Here is an 18,304-nt window from a genome sequence, read left to right as displayed (position 1 = left end):
TTCGGTGGGATTTGCTTGAGGGCTTGGTGGATCCGCGAGGGTGGCAACGGCCCGTACCCCGTCCGGTGAGGACAACGGTACGGGCCGTCACGATCGGGCGATCAAGCGCGGGGCTTCTCCTGAAGCTCCCAGGTCTCGATGATGTCGCCTTCCTTGATGTCGTTGAAGGAGCCGAGTCCGATACCGCACTCGTATCCGTCGCGGACCTCGACGGCGTCGTCCTTGAAGCGACGCAGCGACTCGATCTTCAGCTTGTCCTGCACCACGTTGCCGTCGCGGACCAGACGCGCGTTGGCGTTGCGCCTGATCAGCCCCTCGGTCACGTAGGAACCGGCGATGTTGCCCCACTTGGAGGAGCGGAACACCTCGCGGACCTCCGCCTTGCCGAGCTCGACTTCCTCGTACTCCGGCTTGAGCATGCCCTTCAAGGCTGCCTCGACGTCGTCCAGGGCGTTGTAGATGACCGAGTAGAACTTCATCTCGACGCCTTCGCGGTCGGCGAGGTCGGTGACCCGCTCCGCCGGACGGACGTTGAAGCCGATGATGATCGCGTTGTCCACGGTCGCCAGGTTGACGTCGTTCTGGGTGATCGCACCCACGCCGCGGTGGATCACGCGCAGTTGAACCTCGTCCGAGGCCACCTCGATCTTCATGAGCGAGTCTTCCAGGGCCTCCACGGCACCGGACACGTCGCCCTTGATGATCAGGTTCAGGGTGTCGATCTTGCCCTCGGCCACGGCGGCGTCGAAGGACTCCAGGGTCACGCGCTTGCGGCGCTTGGCCAGCAGGGCGTTGCGGTCGGCCGCCTGACGCTTCTCGGCGATCTGCCGGGCCGTCCGCTCCTCGCTGGTCACCAGGAAGGTGTCACCGGCACGCGGCACGGAGTTCAGGCCGAGCACCTGCACGGGCCGCGAAGGAGTCGCCTCTTCCACTGCCTGGCCGTCCTCGTCGAACATCGCCCGGACGCGGCCGTGCGCGCCACCAGCCACCATGGCGTCGCCCACGTGCAGGGTGCCGGACTGGACCAGCACGGTGCACACCGCGCCACGGCCCTTGTCCAGGTTGGCCTCGATGGCCACACCGCGGGCTTCCTTGTTCGGGTTCGCCTGCAGCTCCAGGGTGCCGTCGGCGGTCAGCACGACCGCCTCGAGCAGGCCCTGGATGTTCTGACCGGCACGTGCGGAGACGTCGACGAACATGGTGTCGCCACCGTATTCCTCGGGAACCAGGCCGTACTCGGTGAGCTGGCCGCGGATCTTCTCCGGGTTGGAGTCGGGCTTGTCGATCTTGTTCACCGCGACGACGATCGGCACGTTGGCCGCCTGGGCGTGGTTGAGCGCCTCGACGGTCTGCGGCATGACGCCGTCGTCGGCGGCGACCACGAGCAGGGCGATGTCCGTGACCTGGGCACCGCGGGCACGCATGGCCGTGAAGGCCTCGTGACCGGGGGTGTCGATGAAGGTCAGGCGGCGATCCTCGCCCTCCACCTCGGTGGAGATCTGGTAGGCACCGATGTGCTGGGTGATGCCGCCGGCTTCGCCCTCGATCACGCGGGTGTTCCGGATGGCGTCCAGCAGGCGGGTCTTACCATGGTCGACGTGGCCCATGACGGTCACGACGGCCGGGCGCGGCTCCAGCACTTCCTCGTCCTCGGCAGCCGATTCGGCGGCCAGGTCGATGTCGAAGGACTCGAAGAGCTCGCGCTCCTCGTCCTCGGGCGAGACCACCTTGATGACGTAGCCCAGCTCGGCACCGAGCAGCTCGAAGGTCTCCTCGTCCAGCGACTGGGTCTGGGTCGCCATCTCGCCCAGGTGGATCAGCACCTGGACCAGCGCTGCCGGGTTGGCCTCGATCTTCTCGGCGAAGTCCATCAGGGACGCGCCGCGGCGCAGCCGCACCTCGGTCGAGCCGTCACCGTGCGGAACGGAGACGCCACCGATCTTCGGTGCGTTCATCTGCTCCAGTTCCTGGCGCTTCGCCCGACGCGACTTGCGGCCCTTGCGGGAGGGCCCACCGCGCCCGAAGGCGCCCTGGGTCGCACCGCGGCCACCGCGGCCGGGTCCGCCACCGGGACGGAATCCGCCTCCGCCGCCGGGAGCACCGCCACCGCCACCGCGGCGCGGGCCGCCCTGGCCGGCACCGGCTCCGCCGCGGCCGCCGGGCCGCGAACCGACCGGGGCCACGTTGGCGGTGTGACCGGGCATCATGTTCGGGCTGGGGCGGGGACCCGCGGGACGGGGTCCGCGAGGCGCCTGTCCCGGACGGGGAGCAGCGGGACGGGGACCGCCCTGGCCGCCGCCCTGACCCGGACGGGGAGCCGCCGGACGGGGACCGCCCTGGCCGCCGCCCTGACCCGGACGGGGAGCCGCCGGACGGGGACCGCCCTGACCGCCCTGCGGGCGCGGACCAGGACGCGACATCCCCTGCTGCGAGGCGAACGGGTTGTTGCCCGGACGCGGGCCGCCGGGACGGGGACCGCCCTGGCCGCCGCCCTGCGGGCGCGGACCGGAGCGCGACATCCCCTGCTGCGAGGCGAACGGGTTGTTGCCCGGACGCGGGCCGGCCCCGCCGGGCTTGGGGCCCGGGGTCGGGCCGCCGGTGGGCTTGGGCGCGGGCTTGGCCGCCGGAGCCTCCGGGGTCTCCGCAGCCGGAGCGGCCTCGGCAGCCGGCTCAGCCGGTGCTTGCTGCGGCTCCGCCGGGGTCTCGGGCTTGGTCTCCTCGGCCGGTGCCTTCGCGGCAGCCGGCTTGGGCCCGGGCTTCACACCGGGCTTGGGAGCAGCCGAGGGCTTGGGCGCCGCGGCTTTCGTATCGGTCTGGGGGGCCTGGGCCGCCTTCCCGGCGGACTCCTTGGCCGCAGCGGACTTGGCGGACGCCGCACCACCGGTGCCGATGGCGTCCTTGAGCTTCTTGGCGACCGGCGGTTCGACCGTAGAGGACGCTCCGCGGACGAATTCGCCCAGATCCTGCAGTTTGGCGATGGCCTCCTTGGAGGTCATGCCGAGCTCTTTGGCCAGCTCGTGTACTCGTTGCTTAGCCACTTCTCTCCTGTCCCGGTCCGCATCCGTGACAGGAGGCGGACCGACTACTTGCCGTGGGGGTTCTCCCGCGCAGACTTCGGGCGCACGGGAACACCGTTTTCAGAGCACTCTGAAGCACTCATCGTTCGGCACTCATCGGGTTTCCATCAGCTTCTGACTCGCTTTCCATAACAGTCCGCACCGGAAGTCGTCTGTCCGCCACGTTGACGGGCCAGCCGGTCCGGACCCGGCCGCCCGTACTGGCGGCCGTGGTCGGCTTACTCGTGCTCGGCGGCCGTTTCCGAGGCCACCTGCCTGAACGTCTGCACCACGGCGTCCGCGTCCACCGGCGCGCGGAAGGCGCGGTTGAAAGCCTTGCGGCGCACGGCGTTCTGCAGACACTGTTCCGTGGGATGCAGCCAAGCACCTCGGCCACCGAGTCTGCGCCCTTCGTCGATCATGACGACGGCGGTCCCGGTCGCGTCGGTGCGCACGGTCAAGCGCACGAGCTGGTCGGGTTCATCGACGGCCCGGCATCCAATACAGGTGCGGCGCGCAACGTGTCTCACGAAATGAACGCACCCCTGTGTTGAGAAATTCCTCCGCGTGGTTCCGCGCGGAGGCACGTCCCATCGACTTTTCGACCGCCGAACAGTCTAGCCCCTCGATCGATTCTCAGCCGAATTTGAGGCCTTCGCCACGCTGGGCGGCTCGGGACGGCCCTCAGGCGCTGTCGCGGGATTCGGGAACGATGTCGATCTTCCACCCGGTCAGCTTGGCCGCCAGGCGGGCGTTCTGCCCCTCCTTGCCGATGGCCAGGGAGAGCTTGTTATCGGCCACGACGGCGCGCGCTGTCTTGGCCCGCTCGTCGAGAACCTCGACCTTCACGGTCTTCGCGGGAGACAGGGCGTTGCCGATGAATACGGCGGGGTCGTTGGACCAGTCGACGATATCGATGTTCTCGCCACCCAGCTCGTTCATGACGGCGCGCACGCGGGTGCCCATCTCGCCGATGCACGATCCCTTGGCGTTGACGCCCGACGTGTTGGCGGCCACGGCGATCTTGGACCGGTGGCCGGCCTCCCGGGCGATGGCCATGATCTCGACGTCGCCGTCGGCGATCTCCGGGACCTCGAACTCGAAGAGCCGGCGGACCAGTTCCGGATGCGAACGGGACAGGGTGATGGAGGGTCCCTTGGGGCCCCGGCGGGCCTCGAGCACGTAGGCGCGGATCCGGCCGCCGTGGGGGTACTTCTCCCCCGGCACCTGCTCGTGCGGCGGAAGGACGGCCTCGACCGTCCCCAGGTCCACCTGGACCATGTGCGGATTGCGGCCCTGCTGGATCTGCCCGGAGACCACTTCGCCCTCGCGGCCCTTGAAATGGCCCAGGACGGTGTCGTCCTCGACGTCGCGCAGACGCTGCAGGATGACCTGCCGGGCGGTCGAGGCGGCGATCCGGCCGAAGCCGTCCGGGGTGTCGTCGAACTCCCCGATCCTGCTGCCGTCCTCGTCCACTTCGGGAGCCCAGATGGTCACGTGGCCGGTCTTGGGATCGATCTCCGCGCGGGCGTCCTTGATGGCGCCCGGGGAGCGCATGTAGGCCAGGACCAGGGCCTGCTCGATCGTGGGGACCAGCAGGTCTACGGGGATTTCGCGCTCACGCTCAAGCATCCGCAGGGCACTCATGTCGATGTCCATATCGGGCCTTCCTGTCGTGGTGCGCGGGACCTCCTGCGCCCAGTGATTGACAACAGCGCACCACCCGGTCCGGGCGGAACGCTGTCCTCGAGAACTTACATGGCGGTCGCTTCCGCTCCGGTCCGCCGATCCGGCGGCCCGGATTGCGCGCTGCGCTCCGGTATCAGCCCTCCACCATACACCCGCCCGGGACCGGCCGAGCGGGCCCGTCCTCGCCGCGGATGCGGTACGGGCTCAATCCTGGACCTGGACCTTGGCCCGCCGGATCTCCGTCAGCGTCCAGGTCTCGGGCGGCAGCTGCTTGACCGGCATGCCCTTCTTGACCTGCTCGCTGCGCTGCAGCGTGACGACGGCGTGGTCCTCGCCGGCCGACGTGTCGACGGACAGCAGGCGGGCCGTGAACTTCGCCTCACGGACGGTGTCCATGGGCGTGACCGTGACCTGACGGCCCACGGAGCGCTTCCAGTGCCGTAGCTGCTTGAGTTCCCGGGCGGCCCCCGGGGAGGAGACCTCCAGCTCGTAGCCGGGACCGTCCACGGCGTCGTACTCGTCCAGGGCCTCCGACACCGCGCGCGACACCCGGGCGATGTCTTCGAGGTCCACGCCCTCGGTGGTGTCGTCGGGCAGGTCCACCAGGACCTGCACGATGCGGCTGGCGCCCGCTCCCCTGACGCTGATCTCCTCCAGGTACAGACCCTGGCCTTCGACCACGGGGGTCAGGATCTCGCGCAGCGGGGCAGCGGGGTCGGTGCTTGCCGGAGTGGTCACGGTTAGGCTCCTGGTGATCGGCGGGTTACGGTCCAAGCGCCCCCATCCTAAGGTCTCCCGCCGGCCCGGGAGTCTTCCCCAGTCCGCGGGCGCCCCTGAGTGCCGGCCCCGCAGCTCAGCCCCCGCCCCGGCCGCGAAGCACAGATCGTGAGAGAGGACGACCATGCGTCAACGCTCCGTACGCCCCGCTCCGCGGGCCCGGTCCTGGCCGGGCACCACGCCGGTCCTCGTCCTGATCGTCGTGCTGGCTGCGGCGCTGGCCGGGGTCTGGGGGCTCGCGGGCGCGGTCGGCTCCTCCCGGGACATCGAGGATCCGGACGCCACCCGTGCCTGGCTCGCCTCCGAGGCCCTGACGGAGGCCCGGCACTGGGAGGGCCTGACGGCCGGGCAGGCGGAGGCCATCAGGGAGGACCTCCAGCAGCAGCTCGACGCCATGGGGCCGGAGCCGTCGCAGTCCGCGCGGGAGCGGGCTGCCGAAGAAGCGGACGACGAGACGCAGCTGGTGCAATATTCCACCGTGACGGATCCGCAGCGGGCCCTGCTGAGCACGGCGCGTGAACTCCTGGACCTGCCCGCGGCGGACCGGCAGCAGCGCGCGGTGAACGTCTCGGCGGCGGCATATCGCGCCGCCGTCGCCGTGGACCTGGGTGCCGATCCCGGCAGCGCGACCTCCCTGGTGCCGGAACCGGCCGAGGAGGCGGCATCCGCCGTGACGGAGGGGCCGGCGGAGGACGGCAGCTCACCGGCGCCGTCGGACGAGCCGGCGTTCGGGCTCGCCTCCGCCCTGGCCGGCACCCGCTTCGCGGCGCAGACCTGGGAGGCCCTGCCGAAAGGCGAGAGGCCCCGGCCCGGGGACTGGTCGCGTTCCCTGGACCCCGTGCTCGACGGCGCCTGGCTCCGGGCCATGACCGCCCGCAGCCCGGGGGTGGTCAGCGGGCAGCCGAGCATGCCCGCCGGGTTCCGGAGCGAACCGGGACGAGCCCTCGACCGGCTGATGGCCGATCTCACCGATGCCGCCGCAGCCCAGATTCTGGACGCCGGGGAGGATCCGCGGGCGTCGGCGCCCGGCGAGGCGGTGCTGCTGCGAGCCGTCGTGACCCAGGTCCGGGTCCGCGGGATCGACGCGGCTCCCGGAGATGCCGCAGCCGGTCTCGAAGCCCTTCCGGGTCTCGAGACCGGCTGAGAGACGGACTCTGAAGGACGGGTACGGATCAGCCACGGATCGCCGCGGCCACCTCCGGGCCGACGCCGTCGCGCCGGACGTCGCGGGCCTCTCCGGTGGCACGGTCCTTGAGCTCGAGCATCCCATCGGCCAGGCCGCGGCCGACCACCAGCATGGTGGGCACGCCCAGCAGCTCGAAGTCGCCGAACCGCACACCCGGGGAGACCTTGGCGCGGTCGTCGAAGAGCACCTTGAGGCCTTGGGCCTCCAGCTCTTCCACGATCTTCTCGGCCTCGGCCATGAACTCCGCCCCCTTGCCGGTGGCCACGACGTGGATGTCGGCCGGGGCCACCGCCCGGGGCCAGATCAGGCCCTTGTCATCGTGGTAGGCCTCGGCCAGGGCAGCCACGGCCCTGGTGACGCCGAACCCGTAGGAGCCCATGGTCACCACGACCTGCTTGCCGTTCTGGTCGAGGACCTTGAGCCCCAGGACCTCCGCGTACTTGCGGCCCAGGGCGAAGACGTGCCCCATCTCGATGCCGCGGGCGGCCTCCAGGGGCCCGGATCCGTCCGGGGCGGGATCACCGGGCAGTACCTGCGCGCACTCGATGGTGCCGTCCCACGTGAAGTCCCGGCCGGCCACGAGGTCGTAGACGTGCTGTCCGGAGACGTTCGCCCCGGTCACCCAGCGGGTGCCCTCGACCACGCGCGGATCCACGAAGTACGGGATACCCGTCACGGACTTCTCGCCCAGCAGGGGCTCGCCGAGGTTCAGCCCCGGCCCCAGGTAGCCCTTGACGATCAGCGGCCGGGACCGGAGGTCGTCGTCGGAGGCCTGCTCGACCTCGATCTCGCCCTGGATCTCCAGGGCGTCGCCGATGCTGACCTCCAGGCGCTTGATGTCGACGTTGCGGTCGCCCGGCAGCCCCACCGCCACCAGGACGTGCTCGCCGTCCGGGCGGGTGATCTTCAGGACCACGTTCTTCAGTGTGTCCGCGGCGGTCCACTCCCGGTCCTCGCGCGGGTGCAGCTCCTGGGACTGGCGCACGAGCGACTCGATGGTCGGCGAGGCCGGGGTGTTGCGCACGACGGCGGCCGGGGCGTCGTCGTAGGGCACGGCCTCCGGCACGACGGTGGTCACCGCCTCCACGTTGGCGGCGTACCCTCCGGGCGATCGTACGAAGGTGTCCTCCCCTATGGCGGTGGGGAACAGGAACTCCTCCGATCGCGAACCGCCCATGGCGCCCGAGTCGGCGGAGACGGCGACGACCTCGAGTCCCAGTCGTTCGAAGATTCGCACATAGGCGGCCCGGTGCAGGCGGTAGGACTCGGCCAGGCCATCGTCGTCGACGTCGAAGGAGTACGAGTCCTTCATGATGAACTCCCGCGTCCGGATCAGCCCGGCCCGCGGACGCGCCTCGTCCCGGTACTTGGTCTGGATCTGGTAGAGGATCGTGGGCAGGTCCTTGTAGGACGAGTAGAGGTCCTTGACCAGCAGGGTGAAGACCTCTTCGTGGGTGGGCGCCAGGAGGTGGTCCGCGTCCTTGCGGTCCTTGACCCGGAAGAGGTTGTCGCCGTACTCCTCCCAGCGGCCGGTGGCCTCGTAGGGCTCACGGGGCAGGAGCGCCGGGAACAGCACCTCCTGGCCGCCGATGGCGTTCATCTCCTCGCGCACGATCGCCTCGATGTTGCGCAGCACGATCATGCCCAGGGGCAGCCAGGCGAAACCGCCGGGGGCGACCCGCCGGATGTAGCCGCCGCGCGCAAGCAGGCGGTGACTGGCCACCTCGGCGTCTACGGGGTCCTCGCGCAGGGTGCGCAGGAACAAGGTGGAGAGTCGCAGTGCCACGGGCGCTCCGTTTCGGGGTGATCGGTGAAGAGTTCGGTCCCAGCGCTTCCCCGGTGTGCCGCTGCAGCGCGACGACGAAGGGCCAGACCCGGGCCATCCTATCGCCCATGGGTCCGGCCCCCGCACACCGCAGGATCCCGTCAGGCCCCCTGGAGGAGCTGGGCCACCTCGGTCAGCAGCGCCTCGTAGTCCGCCTGCTCGCCCTGGTACTCGCCCGAGGACAGCACGGAGACGACGGAGTTGCCGTAGACCATGCGGCCGGAGTGCACGGCGATGCTCTCTCCGGCCCCGCTGGCGTTGAGCCGGGTGCGGATCGCGGTCTCCGCGCCTTCGACGGTGAGGTCCTCGTCGCTCAGTTCCACCGGCAGGGATTCCCCGTCGACCGACATGGTGGCCTCGGAGCAGTCGTCCACCTCGTCACGGAACCCCTGCAGGTCGGCCTCGGCGTCCTGGACCGAGTCGAAGGAGTGCACGGTGATGATCACGCTTCCGCCGGTGTCCACTCCCACGACGCCGTCGGCCATGTTCGACTGCATGATCCCGCCCATGAAGGAACCCTGGACCGGGTCCGCGCAGCTGGCCGGGTCGACCGCGACGACGCCCAGGGACTCCTCGAGCAGCGCGGGAATGTCCTGCCCGGAGGCCTCCATGAGGCTCACCGGCAGCGCGTTGAGCTCCACCCCGCCGACCACCTGGCCGTTGAGCGCTCCCATGACGCTGCTGTTGGACAGATCCGCGGGCGCCTCACCCGCGCCCCCGCCCGCCGTGGCGGACGAGCTCGCCGTGGCGCTCGGGGACGGTGCCGCCGAGGAGGTCTCCGCGGTGGCCTCGTCTGTGGCATCCGGGCTCGCCGTCGTCGCCGTGGCTTCCGCGCTGCTCTGCTGCGCGGTCTCCTCGGGTGCCGGCTCATCCTCGCCGCCGAACAGGCCGCAACCGGTCAGCACCAGGGCTGCTGCCGCCGAGGCGGCAGCCAGCAGGGGGGCTCTTCGGTGGTCTCTCATGGTGGGCTCCTCCCGGGCGTTCCGGGGGCCGCGCCGGCCCCCGGAACGGTGGCTATATCAGGATGCGGACGGGCTGGCGGAGGAGGTGGGCTCCACGGGACCGTCGACGAACGCGCCGGCGAGGTCCTTCAGGCTGGACTCCAGCTCGTCCTCGCTCGCCGGTGACGCCGTCGTATCCGAACCGCCGTCCACGACCGACATGCTGTCGCCGGGCGAGACCATGACGACCAGGTTGCCCACGCTCATGGAGGCGGCGCTGAAGGTGCTCTCCCCGCTGGGGCTCGCCGTGCTCCCGGCATCGCTGGCGCTGCCCTCGACGAGCAGCACCTGGCCCGCGCCCTCGATCTCCGGCGAGGAGGTCGAGGAGGTCATCTGACCCTCCTCACCCATCGCCGACAGGGTGATGTCGCCGCAGCCGTCCAGGCTGGAGGTCATGTCCTGGACCGCCTGGTCGGCTGCCTCGCGGGAGTCCATGACCCGGGCGGAGACCACGATGTCCTGTCCGGCGCTGCCGCCCACCATCTGGTCGAGGTTCTCACTCATCCCCTGGCCGTCCATGACGCCGGCGGAGACGATGGTGAACAGCGGGTCCTTGCACTCCTCCGGATCGGTCTCCACGAGTGCCATCATCGCGCCGAGCATGGCCTGGGCCGACTCGGCCTCGGAACCGCCCTCGGACAGGGCCTCCGAGGCGGGGGTCACGTCCGAGACCTGTTCGCCGCCCACCGTGGCGGAGGCCAGCGTGGACTCGGTGTTCTCCAGCGTGTAGTCGGCCGGTGCCTCAACGGGTGCGGCGCTCTCCTCCCCGCCGCCTCCGCCCCCGCCGCCGCATGCCGTCAGGGCCAGCACGCAGACCGCTCCGGTCGCCAGCAGGAACTTGGACTTCTCCGTCATGGTTCTCCCCTTCGTCGTCCGACCACCATCCACTCGGACCGTGGAGGCTTCGCGTCGGAAGATTGTATGGATTCACATTAGTTATGTGCAGATGCGAACGCTATCCATTGACGCACAGCCACGGGATACGGCGCTCGTGTGACATGACATGACGTCGCACGGGCCCGATCGGGGATCCGGCCGGAAGGGCGTCTCCGTGCACAGATGAGGCTCAGAAGAGGACCGTGGCGAACGTCCCCGCCTGCCGGAAGCCGACACGGCGGTAGGTCCTCAGCGCGGGCAGGTTGTAGGAGTTCACGTAGAGGCTCACGGTCGGCCAGCGCTGCTGCACCCGCTCCACGACGGCGGCCATGCAGGGCGCGGCGAGACCCTGACCCCGGAAGGCCGGCGCTACCCAGACGCCCTGGATCTGGCAGACCTCCCCGGCGGCGGCCCCCACATCGGCCTTGAACACCACGCGCCCGTCGCGCATCACCACGAACGTGCGCCGGTCCTGGATCAGCCGGGACACCCTGCGGACGTAGCCGTTGTCGCCCTCGACATAGGGCGAGTAGCCCACTTCCTCCTGGAACATGGCGGCGCTGGCCGGCAGCACCTCGGCGATCTCGGCGGGTTCGGCGTACCGGACCTCGGGATGCGGGGTCACCTCGCCGTTTCCCTCGAAGACGAGCAGCGGCTGATCGTCCCGCACGGCGAAAGGCTGAGGCCACCTGTCCTTCAGGGAGTCCCAGACCCCCAGAACCTCGCGCTGCGGGCCGAAGAAGGACGAGCGCGGTGTCCTGGTGACCAGCAGGTGATCGGCCACGAGCCTGATCCCGTCGTCGTCCAGGCTGACCGGCACCACGTTGGTACCGACCCAGCACGCTCCGTGGAGTTTCACGGCCTCCGTGCGCCTGCCGGGCAGGCCACGGCCCCCGCTGGTGATTCCCACCACCGGCGCGGCCCGCCTGGAACCCGCCGCGCGGTATCGGCCGACGTTCTCGGCCACGAACACCGAGGACACGGGGGTCGCTGCGAGCAGATGCTCGAGCGCCCCGTCCGGGACGGCATGCGGTGGAACCAGCCGTGGGGCCGTCCCGGCGAAGAGTCTCATCCCGCGACGGTCACGGTCGGAGCACCGGACTCCTCCCCCTCGGCCACGTCCATGTCCTCGGCGATGCGATTGGCCTCTGTGATCAGGGTCTCCACGATCTGGTCCTCGGGAACCGTGCGGATCACCTCGCCCTTGACGAAGATCTGCCCCTTCCCGTTGCCGGAGGCCACTCCCAGATCGGCCTCCCGCGCCTCACCCGGTCCGTTCACCACGCAGCCCATCACGGCCACCCGCAGGGGGACGGTCAGGTCCTTGAGGCCTTCCGTCACGTCGTCCGCGAGCTTGTAGACGTCCACCTGGGCACGGCCGCAGGAGGGGCAGGAGACGATCTCCAGCTTCTTGGGGCGCAGACCCAGCGACTGCAGGATCTGGCTGCCGACCTTGACCTCCTCCACGGGCGGTGCGGACAGGGAGACCCGGATGGTGTCCCCGATGCCCTGCGAGAGCAGGGCGCCGAACGCGGTGGCGGACTTGATCGTCCCCTGGAACGCCGGGCCGGCCTCGGTCACGCCCAGGTGCAGCGGCCAATCACCCGACTCGGCCAGCAGCTGGTAGGCGCGGACCATGGTGACGGGGTCGTTGTGCTTGACGGAGATCTTGAAGTCGTGGAAGTCGTGCTCCTCGAACAGCGAGGCCTCCCACCGGGCCGACTCGGCCAGGGCCTCGGGGGTGGCCTTGCCGTATTTCTCCATGAGGCGTTTGTCCAGAGAGCCCGCGTTCACGCCGATCCGGATGGACACCCCGGCGTCCTGGGCGGCCTTCGCGATCGCCCCCACCTGGTCGTCGAACTTGCGGATATTGCCCGGGTTCACGCGCACGCCGGCGCATCCGGCGTCGATGGCGGCGAATACGTACTTGGGCTGGAAGTGGATGTCCGCGATCACCGGGATGGGTGATTTCATCGCGATGATCGGCAGGGCCTCGGCGTCGTCCTGGGACGGGCAGGCGACCCGCACGATGTCGCAGCCCGCCGCATTGAGCTCGGCGATCTGCTGGAGCGTCGAGTTGATGTCGGTGGTGGGGGTCGTCGTCATCGACTGGACGCTGACCGGGGAATCGGAGCCGACGCCCACGGAACCCACCCTGATCTGCCGGGTCTTGCGACGCGGCGAGAGGACGGGCGGGGGTGCTGCGGGCATGCCCAGGCTGACCGGACTCACGAATGCTCCTGACACATTGGCGATTGAATTCTCTCGGCGGGGCCGTTTGTGAACGGCGCGTTGCCGATTTCCCATTGTGCCCCAGTTGAGGGCGCGACGGGCACCGGATTCGTGAGCGCTCGGGCACACCGGCGGCGGCATCCGCCGGCGGCGCACCGGGCGATCCGAGCGGTCCGCGCCCCGGTGAACGTCAGAACATCCGGATCGGCTCGACGATGTCCGCCAGCACCAGGACCAGCGTCATCACCATGAAGGCGCCCACGACCACGTAGGTCAGCGGCAGGAGCTTGAGCGGGTCGAAGGGGCCGGGATCGGTGCGGCGGGTGAGCTTGGCCAGGGTCCGGCGGATGCGCTCCCACAGGGCGCCGGCGATATGGCCGCCATCCAGCGGGAGCAGGGGAAGCAGGTTGAAGGCGAACAGCGCCAGGTTGACGGAGCCGATCAGGCCGACCAGCGTGGCGGCCTTCTCCCTCAGGTCCAGCCGGTCGGTCGTGGCCACCTCGCCGGAGATCCGGCCCACGCCCACCACGGACATGGGGCCTTCCGGATCCCTCGGGGCGTCGGTGACCGTGGAGACGGCCGCGTTCCAGACGTTGACCGGCAATCGCCACAGCACTCCGGCCACGGAGCTGAGGGCATCGCCGACCGCCCCGGGCACCTCCGTCACGGGCTGGGGGACCATGTCGAAACGCGGAGAGACCCCGATGAACCCGACCTGCTCCAGGACGTACTGCCCGTTACGGACGATCGGCTCGCCGTTGGCGTCCTGTTGTGGGCGTTCGGTCAGGAGCGGGGTGATGGTGGTGCTGACCCGCTGCCCGTCGCGCTCGTACTCCAGGGGCACCTCCCGATCGCCCTGCTCCCGGATGATCGAGGTGAGCTGCGTCCAAGAGTCCACGTCCTGGCCGTTGATCGACACGATCCTGTCGCCGGGCTCCAGACCGGCGGCGTGGGCGGGGGCCTCGGGGTCGGCCTCGCCGCAACCCTCCTGGGCCGGCCCGGGGCCGTCGGCGTCGCCCGCTCGGACCTGCACCACGCATTCGTTGACGGAGGAGACCTGGGTCGTCGGGGCCTGGACCCCGAATCCCGTGATCAGGACCGCGATGCACACGACCGCGATCACGAAGTTCATGAACGGCCCCCCGAGCATGATGATGATCCGGCGGTACACCGGGAGCCGGTAGAACGCCCGTTCCTCGTCCCCGGGTTGTGCCAGCAGGTCCTCCGCGCTGCGGGTCTGCGCCGCCGCCTGCTGGAGCAGGCCCGTGGAGTCCACGCGCGGTGCCTCGCCCCGGTGCGGCGGGTACATGCCCACCATCGCCACGTAGCCGCCGAGCGGGATCGCCTTCAGCCCGTACTCCGTCTCGCCGCGGCGCCAGGAGAAGACAGTGCGGCCGAAACCCACCATGTACTGCCGCACGCGCACTTTGAAGAGCTTGGCGGGCACCAGGTGGCCCAGCTCGTGCAAGGCGATCGAGACGATGAAGGCGACGGCGGCCAGGATGACGCCGACGGCGTAGAGCAGAACGGTCACGGCGGCCATGCAACCACACTCACCCTGGAATTACCGTGCCCGCCGCCTAAGCTCTGCCCCATGAGGCATATCGCATCCATCGGTTCACCCGCTCCGCCGGCGACCGGGGCATCCGCTCGTCGCGAGCGACCGGGCCCGGCACGAAAAGCGACCGCCACGAGCCTGCTCCTCCTCGCGGCCGGAGCCCTCATGGCCCTGTCCGGCTGTTCGTCCTCCGACCCGCTCCCGGTCCCGCCGGCGACGGGCAATGTCACGGACACCGCGGACGTGCTCTCCGACGACCAGGAGCAGGAACTCGAACGGGTGATCGAGGCGGGCAACGACTCGACCGGCAACGCCCGGGTCGCCGTCCTGACCGAGGAGGACGCCGGCGGCGACATCGAGGACCGTGCGCGTGCCGTGGCCACGGCGTGGGGCGTCGGGGACAAAGGCGAGGACAACGGCGTGCTCGTCCTGCTGGCGGTCGAGGACCGCGAGGTGCGGATCGAGGTGGCCGACGGAGCCCGGGAGCACCTCGATGACGACGACGCCGCGGCCATCGTGGAGGACACCATGGTGCCCGAGTTCGAGGACGAGAACTACGGCGCCGGTCTCATCGAGGGCACCCGGATGATCTACGAGACCGCCTCCGGACAGCGGGACCCCGTCGCGGAGTCGGAGGCCGGAGGGTCGAACAATGCGGTGATGTGGATCGTGATCGTCATGACCGGTCTCGCCGTCGTCGTCGGCGTGATCGTCGTGGCCTCGGTGGTCGTCGACCGCCGCCGGAAGCGGACGGCGCAGCAGTTTCTGGAACAGGCGCGGCGCGAGGACCCGGACCTTCAGCTGACGGAGCAGCAGGAGGAGGACTATGTGCGCTGGGCCAGAGGACAGCGCATGGCCAACATCTCGACCGTCGCCCTGTGGCTGCCTCTCTACGCCCAGGAGCCCTCGAACTACGGCGCCGCACCGCCGCCTTCTTCCTCGGGGGACCCCGGCGCCGGAGGAGGATCCTCCTTCGGCGGTGGCGGCGGATTCAGCGGGGGCGGTGCCGGCGGCAGCTGGTGAGCCTCCGTCCACAGCGGGTGCCGGTGACAGCGGGCTGACGGTGCGGAACTGGTGGGACAATGCCGAAGAGGCGCCTCCCCGGACGACTGAGCTGTCCGGGGAGGCGCCTCTTCGGCATTGAGGTAGGGACCGCGCCCTACCGCCGCATGATCTTGCGTGCCGCCGAGTTGCCGACGAACTGCACGAGCTGGACCAGCACGATGATCACGGCGACGGCGGCCCAGGTGACCTCGTCGTTGAACCGCTGATACCCCAGGCGCAGGGCGAAGTCGCCGAGGCCGCCGGCGCCGATCGCACCGGCCATGGCGGACATGTCGGTCACGCCGATCACCAGGAAGGTGTAGCCCAGCACCAGCGGGCCCAGTGCCTCGGGGAGGATCACGGTAGTGATGATCTTGGGCCGGGAGACCCCCATGGAGCGGGCGGCCTCGACCACACCGGGATCCACGGACATCAGGTTCTGCTCCACGATGCGCGCCACGGCGAAGACCGCCGCGATGGACATGGCGAAGATGGCCGCGTTCTGCCCCAGCCGGGTGCCGACCACCGCATCGGTCAGCGGCCCCAGCGCGGCCAGGAGGATGATGAACGGGATGGGCCGGACGAAGTTGACCACCAGGTTGATCCCCGTGTTCACCGCACGGCTGGCGTAGAGGTTCCCCGTACGCGTCACGTAGAGCGCGACGCCGAAGAACAGCCCGATCACGCCGGCGATCAGCATGGTCAGGGCGACCATGTAGAGGGTCTCCCCGATGGCGGTCAGCAGCTGGGGACCTTGGACGGACCAGTTCATGCCGAGACCTCCTTGACGGTGGTGACCTGACTCAGTGCTTCGATGGCATCGTCCACGACATGGGGCTCACCGCTCAGATCCACGGTCAGCGAGCCGAAGGACTGCTTCTGCAGCACGGAGACTCCCCCGAAGACGATGCGGAAACTCACGCCGCGCGCGGCCGCCGCGGACAGGACGGGACCGACGTCGACCCCCTGCCGGATGTCGATGACGACGAGCCTGCCCTGGCGTTTCTCGCTCAGGTAGGCCAGTTCCTCCGCATCGGGCTCGTCATGGCTGACGGTGGCCACGAACTTGCGGGCCGTCGAGGTGGTGGGGGCGGAGAAGACCTGGGCCGTGGCCCCCTCCTCCACCACCCTGCCGCTGTCCATGACGGCGACCCGGTCCGCGATCGAGCGGACCACGTCCATCTCGTGGGTGATCAGCACGACCGTGATCCCGAACTCGCGGTTGGCGCGGCGCAGCAGGTTCAGCACCTCCTGCGTGGTCTCCGGGTCGAGCGCGGAGGTGGACTCGTCGGCCAGCAGGATCTTGGGCTGGGCGGCCAGCGCGCGGGCGATGCCCACGCGCTGCTTCTGCCCGCCCGAGAGCTGCTCGGGGTAGTTCCCCGCCCGCTCGGACAGGCCCACGAACTGCAGCAGCTCGGCGACCCGCGCCTTGCGCTTGTCCTTGGACCAGCCCGCGCGGATCAGCGGGTACTCGACGTTGCCGGCAACGGTCCGGGACGTGAAGAGGTTGAACTGCTGGAAGATCATGCCGATATCGCGGCGGATGGGAGCCAGCTGCTCTTCCGTCCGGCCGTCCACGCGCCGCCCGTCGACCTCGATCTCGCCGCTGGTGGCGGGCTCGAGGCCGTTGATCATGCGCACCAGGGTCGACTTCCCCGCCCCCGAGTACCCGATCACGCCGTAGATCTCGCCACGCCGGATGTTCAGCGTGACGTCGTCCACGGCGGTGACCTCACGGCGCCCCTTGCCCTTGCCGGTGACGAACGTCTTGGTGGCGCCGTCGAACCGGACGATCACCTCGGCGTCCTCACCCGGCCGGGCGAGAGGGTTGTCCGTTGCCGTGGAGGTCACTTCTGCAGGTCCTGCTGGTAGTCGGCGAGGATCTGCTCGAGCTGCTCACGGGGCAGGTCCAGGGAGACGGCGGTCCCCTTGGACTCCTCCGCCTCCGCATCCAGGACGGGCTGGGTGTGGAAGAGCTCGGCGACCTTGTTCAGCGTCTCGTCGTCGGCGTTCTCCGGGGTCGTGGTGAACAGGTTGACGTAGGGGTAGGAGCTCTCCTCCCCCACGCCGTCCTCGGCCAGGGCGCTCTCCGGATCGATGTCGGCGCGCTCCAGGAAGTCGTTGTTGATCACCGACGCGGCCACGGAGTCCATCGACAGCACCGTCTGCTCGGCGGAGACCGGGGTCACGGTCACCTTGGAGTTCTCCGTGTCGACGTCGGTCTCGGTGGGCGCCGTCGTCTCGGAGGTGAACTCGACCAGGTCGTTGGCCTTCAGCAGCAGCAGGGCACGGGTCTGGTTGATGGAGTCGTTGGGGATCGCGATCTCGTCACCGTCCTGGATCTGGTCCAGGGAGTCGTACTGGTTCGAGTACAGGCCCAGGGGGTAGATCGAGGTCGACACGATCGGGGTGATCTCTTCCCCCGAGTTGTTCATGTAGTCGGCCAGGTAGGCGATGTGCTGGAACCGGGACATATCGATGTCGCCGTTGACGGTCGCCGGGTTCACCTGGCTGTAGTCGCCGAACTCCTGCAGCTCGACGGTGATGCCCTCTTCGGCCGCTGCCTCGACGATCGCATCGTCCACGGGCGAGGAGCCGATCACGCCGAGGGTGACCACGCCGTCGTCGTAAGGGCCCTGACCCTCCTCGTTGTCGGATCCGCCGCAAGCGGCCAGGGTGAGACCGAGGACGGAGGTCAGGGCCAATGCGGAAACTCGGTAAGCGCGCATGAAGGGTGTGCCTTTCGTTCGTGATGCGGCGGCCACAGGGCCCGCGGCATGCACGGTGGAAAGCACCTCGACGAGGGGCGCAGATTTCGTGCTTGCTGTCAGGTCCGTGACCGGAGCCGGATGTTCATCTGGGGCACCCCACCACGTGAGAGGGTTGCCGCCCGGCCAGCCAGAGCTAGTCGCCGGGACTCGTCATCCTTTGCGGAAACTTTAACATCGTGGCCGCCTCTCGGACCGCGTCGTGTCGCATCACGCAATACTCGGGCCGAACCGTCCATCCAGAAGATGTGCGCGATACGAACGTATTAAACGCAAACGAACACACATGTTC

The 18,304-nt window shown here is 69.7% G+C and carries 15 protein-coding genes and 1 riboswitch; of the genes, 2 read left to right on the top strand and 13 right to left on the bottom strand.

Translation table 11 applies throughout. The annotated features are described in order from the left end of the window. Window positions 1-101: 101 nt before the first annotated feature. The 4 genes from infB to FCK90_RS11395 form a co-directional block, all read right to left on the bottom strand. A complete protein-coding gene (infB, locus tag FCK90_RS11410; protein ID WP_158034432.1) occupies window positions 102-3,038 on the bottom strand; it encodes a translation initiation factor IF-2 in 2,937 nt (978 codons plus the stop codon). A gap of 257 nt (window positions 3,039-3,295) precedes the next feature. After that, entirely contained in the window at window positions 3,296-3,586 is a 291-nt protein-coding gene (locus FCK90_RS11405; RefSeq protein ID WP_158034431.1) for a YlxR family protein, read from the bottom strand. A gap of 154 nt (window positions 3,587-3,740) precedes the next feature. Next, window positions 3,741-4,715 (bottom strand): transcription termination factor NusA, encoded by a 975-nt coding sequence (nusA, locus tag FCK90_RS11400; protein ID WP_158034430.1) that lies wholly within the window; start codon window positions 4,713-4,715, stop codon window positions 3,741-3,743. 234 nt (window positions 4,716-4,949) lie between these two features. Continuing rightward, a complete protein-coding gene (locus FCK90_RS11395) occupies window positions 4,950-5,483 on the bottom strand; it encodes a ribosome maturation factor RimP (protein ID WP_246180221.1) in 534 nt (177 codons plus the stop codon). Between the two features lie 163 nt (window positions 5,484-5,646). On the opposite strand from FCK90_RS11395, the gene FCK90_RS11390 reads away from it, so the two are divergent. Next, window positions 5,647-6,666, top strand: a complete 1,020-nt coding sequence (locus FCK90_RS11390; protein ID WP_158034428.1) for a hypothetical protein — start codon at window positions 5,647-5,649, stop codon at window positions 6,664-6,666. Between the two features lie 28 nt (window positions 6,667-6,694). Here FCK90_RS11390 and FCK90_RS11385 read toward each other — a convergent pair whose 3' ends face one another. From FCK90_RS11385 to FCK90_RS11360, 6 genes are all read right to left on the bottom strand, one after another. Next, window positions 6,695-8,494 carry a proline--tRNA ligase gene (locus FCK90_RS11385; protein WP_158034427.1) on the bottom strand — a complete coding sequence of 600 codons (1,800 nt, stop codon included), beginning with the start codon at window positions 8,492-8,494 and terminating at the stop codon, window positions 6,695-6,697. A 140-nt stretch (window positions 8,495-8,634) separates the two neighbouring features. Further along, on the bottom strand, window positions 8,635-9,495 hold the full coding sequence (locus FCK90_RS11380) for a hypothetical protein (protein ID WP_158034426.1): 861 nt from the start codon (window positions 9,493-9,495) through the stop codon (window positions 8,635-8,637). A gap of 57 nt (window positions 9,496-9,552) precedes the next feature. After that, complete coding sequence (locus FCK90_RS11375) at window positions 9,553-10,389, bottom strand: hypothetical protein (RefSeq protein ID WP_158034425.1); 837 nt, start codon at window positions 10,387-10,389, stop codon at window positions 9,553-9,555. 211 nt (window positions 10,390-10,600) lie between these two features. Next, window positions 10,601-11,482 (bottom strand): GNAT family N-acetyltransferase, encoded by an 882-nt coding sequence (locus tag FCK90_RS11370; protein WP_158034424.1) that lies wholly within the window; start codon window positions 11,480-11,482, stop codon window positions 10,601-10,603. Beyond that, window positions 11,479-12,642: a flavodoxin-dependent (E)-4-hydroxy-3-methylbut-2-enyl-diphosphate synthase gene (ispG, locus tag FCK90_RS11365; RefSeq protein WP_158034423.1), complete on the bottom strand. Its 1,164-nt coding sequence runs from the start codon at window positions 12,640-12,642 to the stop codon at window positions 11,479-11,481. The genes FCK90_RS11370 and ispG overlap by 4 nt, the downstream gene beginning before the upstream one ends. A 190-nt stretch (window positions 12,643-12,832) precedes the next feature. Next, the gene (locus tag FCK90_RS11360; RefSeq protein ID WP_158034422.1) at window positions 12,833-14,185 is read right to left on the bottom strand and encodes a M50 family metallopeptidase; all 1,353 of its coding nucleotides are present in this window, start codon (window positions 14,183-14,185) and stop codon (window positions 12,833-12,835) included. A 51-nt stretch (window positions 14,186-14,236) separates the two neighbouring features. On the opposite strand from FCK90_RS11360, the gene FCK90_RS11355 reads away from it, so the two are divergent. After that, window positions 14,237-15,223 (top strand): TPM domain-containing protein, encoded by a 987-nt coding sequence (locus tag FCK90_RS11355; RefSeq protein WP_158034421.1) that lies wholly within the window; start codon window positions 14,237-14,239, stop codon window positions 15,221-15,223. A 136-nt stretch (window positions 15,224-15,359) separates the two neighbouring features. On the opposite strand, the gene FCK90_RS11350 is transcribed toward FCK90_RS11355, so the two are convergent. Genes FCK90_RS11350 through FCK90_RS11340 form a run of 3 tightly spaced genes read right to left on the bottom strand, consistent with a single transcriptional unit; the run spans window position 15,360 to window position 17,973 of the window. Continuing rightward, window positions 15,360-16,016, bottom strand: coding sequence for a methionine ABC transporter permease (locus FCK90_RS11350; RefSeq protein WP_158034420.1), 657 nt, complete (start codon window positions 16,014-16,016; stop codon window positions 15,360-15,362). Then, window positions 16,013-17,095 carry a methionine ABC transporter ATP-binding protein gene (locus FCK90_RS11345; RefSeq protein ID WP_158034419.1) on the bottom strand — a complete coding sequence of 361 codons (1,083 nt, stop codon included), beginning with the start codon at window positions 17,093-17,095 and terminating at the stop codon, window positions 16,013-16,015. The genes FCK90_RS11350 and FCK90_RS11345 overlap by 4 nt, the downstream gene beginning before the upstream one ends. Continuing rightward, complete coding sequence (locus tag FCK90_RS11340) at window positions 17,092-17,973, bottom strand: MetQ/NlpA family ABC transporter substrate-binding protein (RefSeq protein ID WP_158034418.1); 882 nt, start codon at window positions 17,971-17,973, stop codon at window positions 17,092-17,094. The genes FCK90_RS11345 and FCK90_RS11340 overlap by 4 nt, the downstream gene beginning before the upstream one ends. A gap of 83 nt (window positions 17,974-18,056) precedes the next feature. Continuing rightward, window positions 18,057-18,170: riboswitch (SAM riboswitch) on the bottom strand. Between the last annotated feature and the right edge of the window lie 134 nt (window positions 18,171-18,304).

The organism is Kocuria coralli (assembly GCF_008831305.1).
In the GTDB taxonomy this organism is placed as follows: domain Bacteria; phylum Actinomycetota; class Actinomycetes; order Actinomycetales; family Micrococcaceae; genus Kocuria; species Kocuria coralli.
The sequence above is the reverse complement of the archived record's forward strand: the minus strand, read 5'-3'. Positions and strand labels throughout refer to the sequence as shown.

What these genes read in the sequence shown, in the direction of transcription:
- nusA (WP_158034430.1), bottom strand. Translation starts at nt 4,715, where the DNA reads ATGGACATCGACATGAGTGCCCTGCGGATGCTTGAGCGTGAGCGCGAA.
- FCK90_RS11390 (WP_158034428.1), top strand. Translation starts at nt 5,647, where the DNA reads ATGCGTCAACGCTCCGTACGCCCCGCTCCGCGGGCCCGGTCCTGGCCG.
- FCK90_RS11380 (WP_158034426.1), bottom strand. Translation starts at nt 9,495, where the DNA reads ATGAGAGACCACCGAAGAGCCCCCCTGCTGGCTGCCGCCTCGGCGGCA.
- FCK90_RS11375 (WP_158034425.1), bottom strand. Translation starts at nt 10,389, where the DNA reads ATGACGGAGAAGTCCAAGTTCCTGCTGGCGACCGGAGCGGTCTGCGTG.
- FCK90_RS11370 (WP_158034424.1), bottom strand. Translation starts at nt 11,482, where the DNA reads ATGAGACTCTTCGCCGGGACGGCCCCACGGCTGGTTCCACCGCATGCC.
- FCK90_RS11360 (WP_158034422.1), bottom strand. Translation starts at nt 14,185, where the DNA reads ATGGCCGCCGTGACCGTTCTGCTCTACGCCGTCGGCGTCATCCTGGCC.
- FCK90_RS11355 (WP_158034421.1), top strand. Translation starts at nt 14,237, where the DNA reads ATGAGGCATATCGCATCCATCGGTTCACCCGCTCCGCCGGCGACCGGG.
- FCK90_RS11350 (WP_158034420.1), bottom strand. Translation starts at nt 16,016, where the DNA reads ATGAACTGGTCCGTCCAAGGTCCCCAGCTGCTGACCGCCATCGGGGAG.
- FCK90_RS11340 (WP_158034418.1), bottom strand. Translation starts at nt 17,973, where the DNA reads ATGCGCGCTTACCGAGTTTCCGCATTGGCCCTGACCTCCGTCCTCGGT.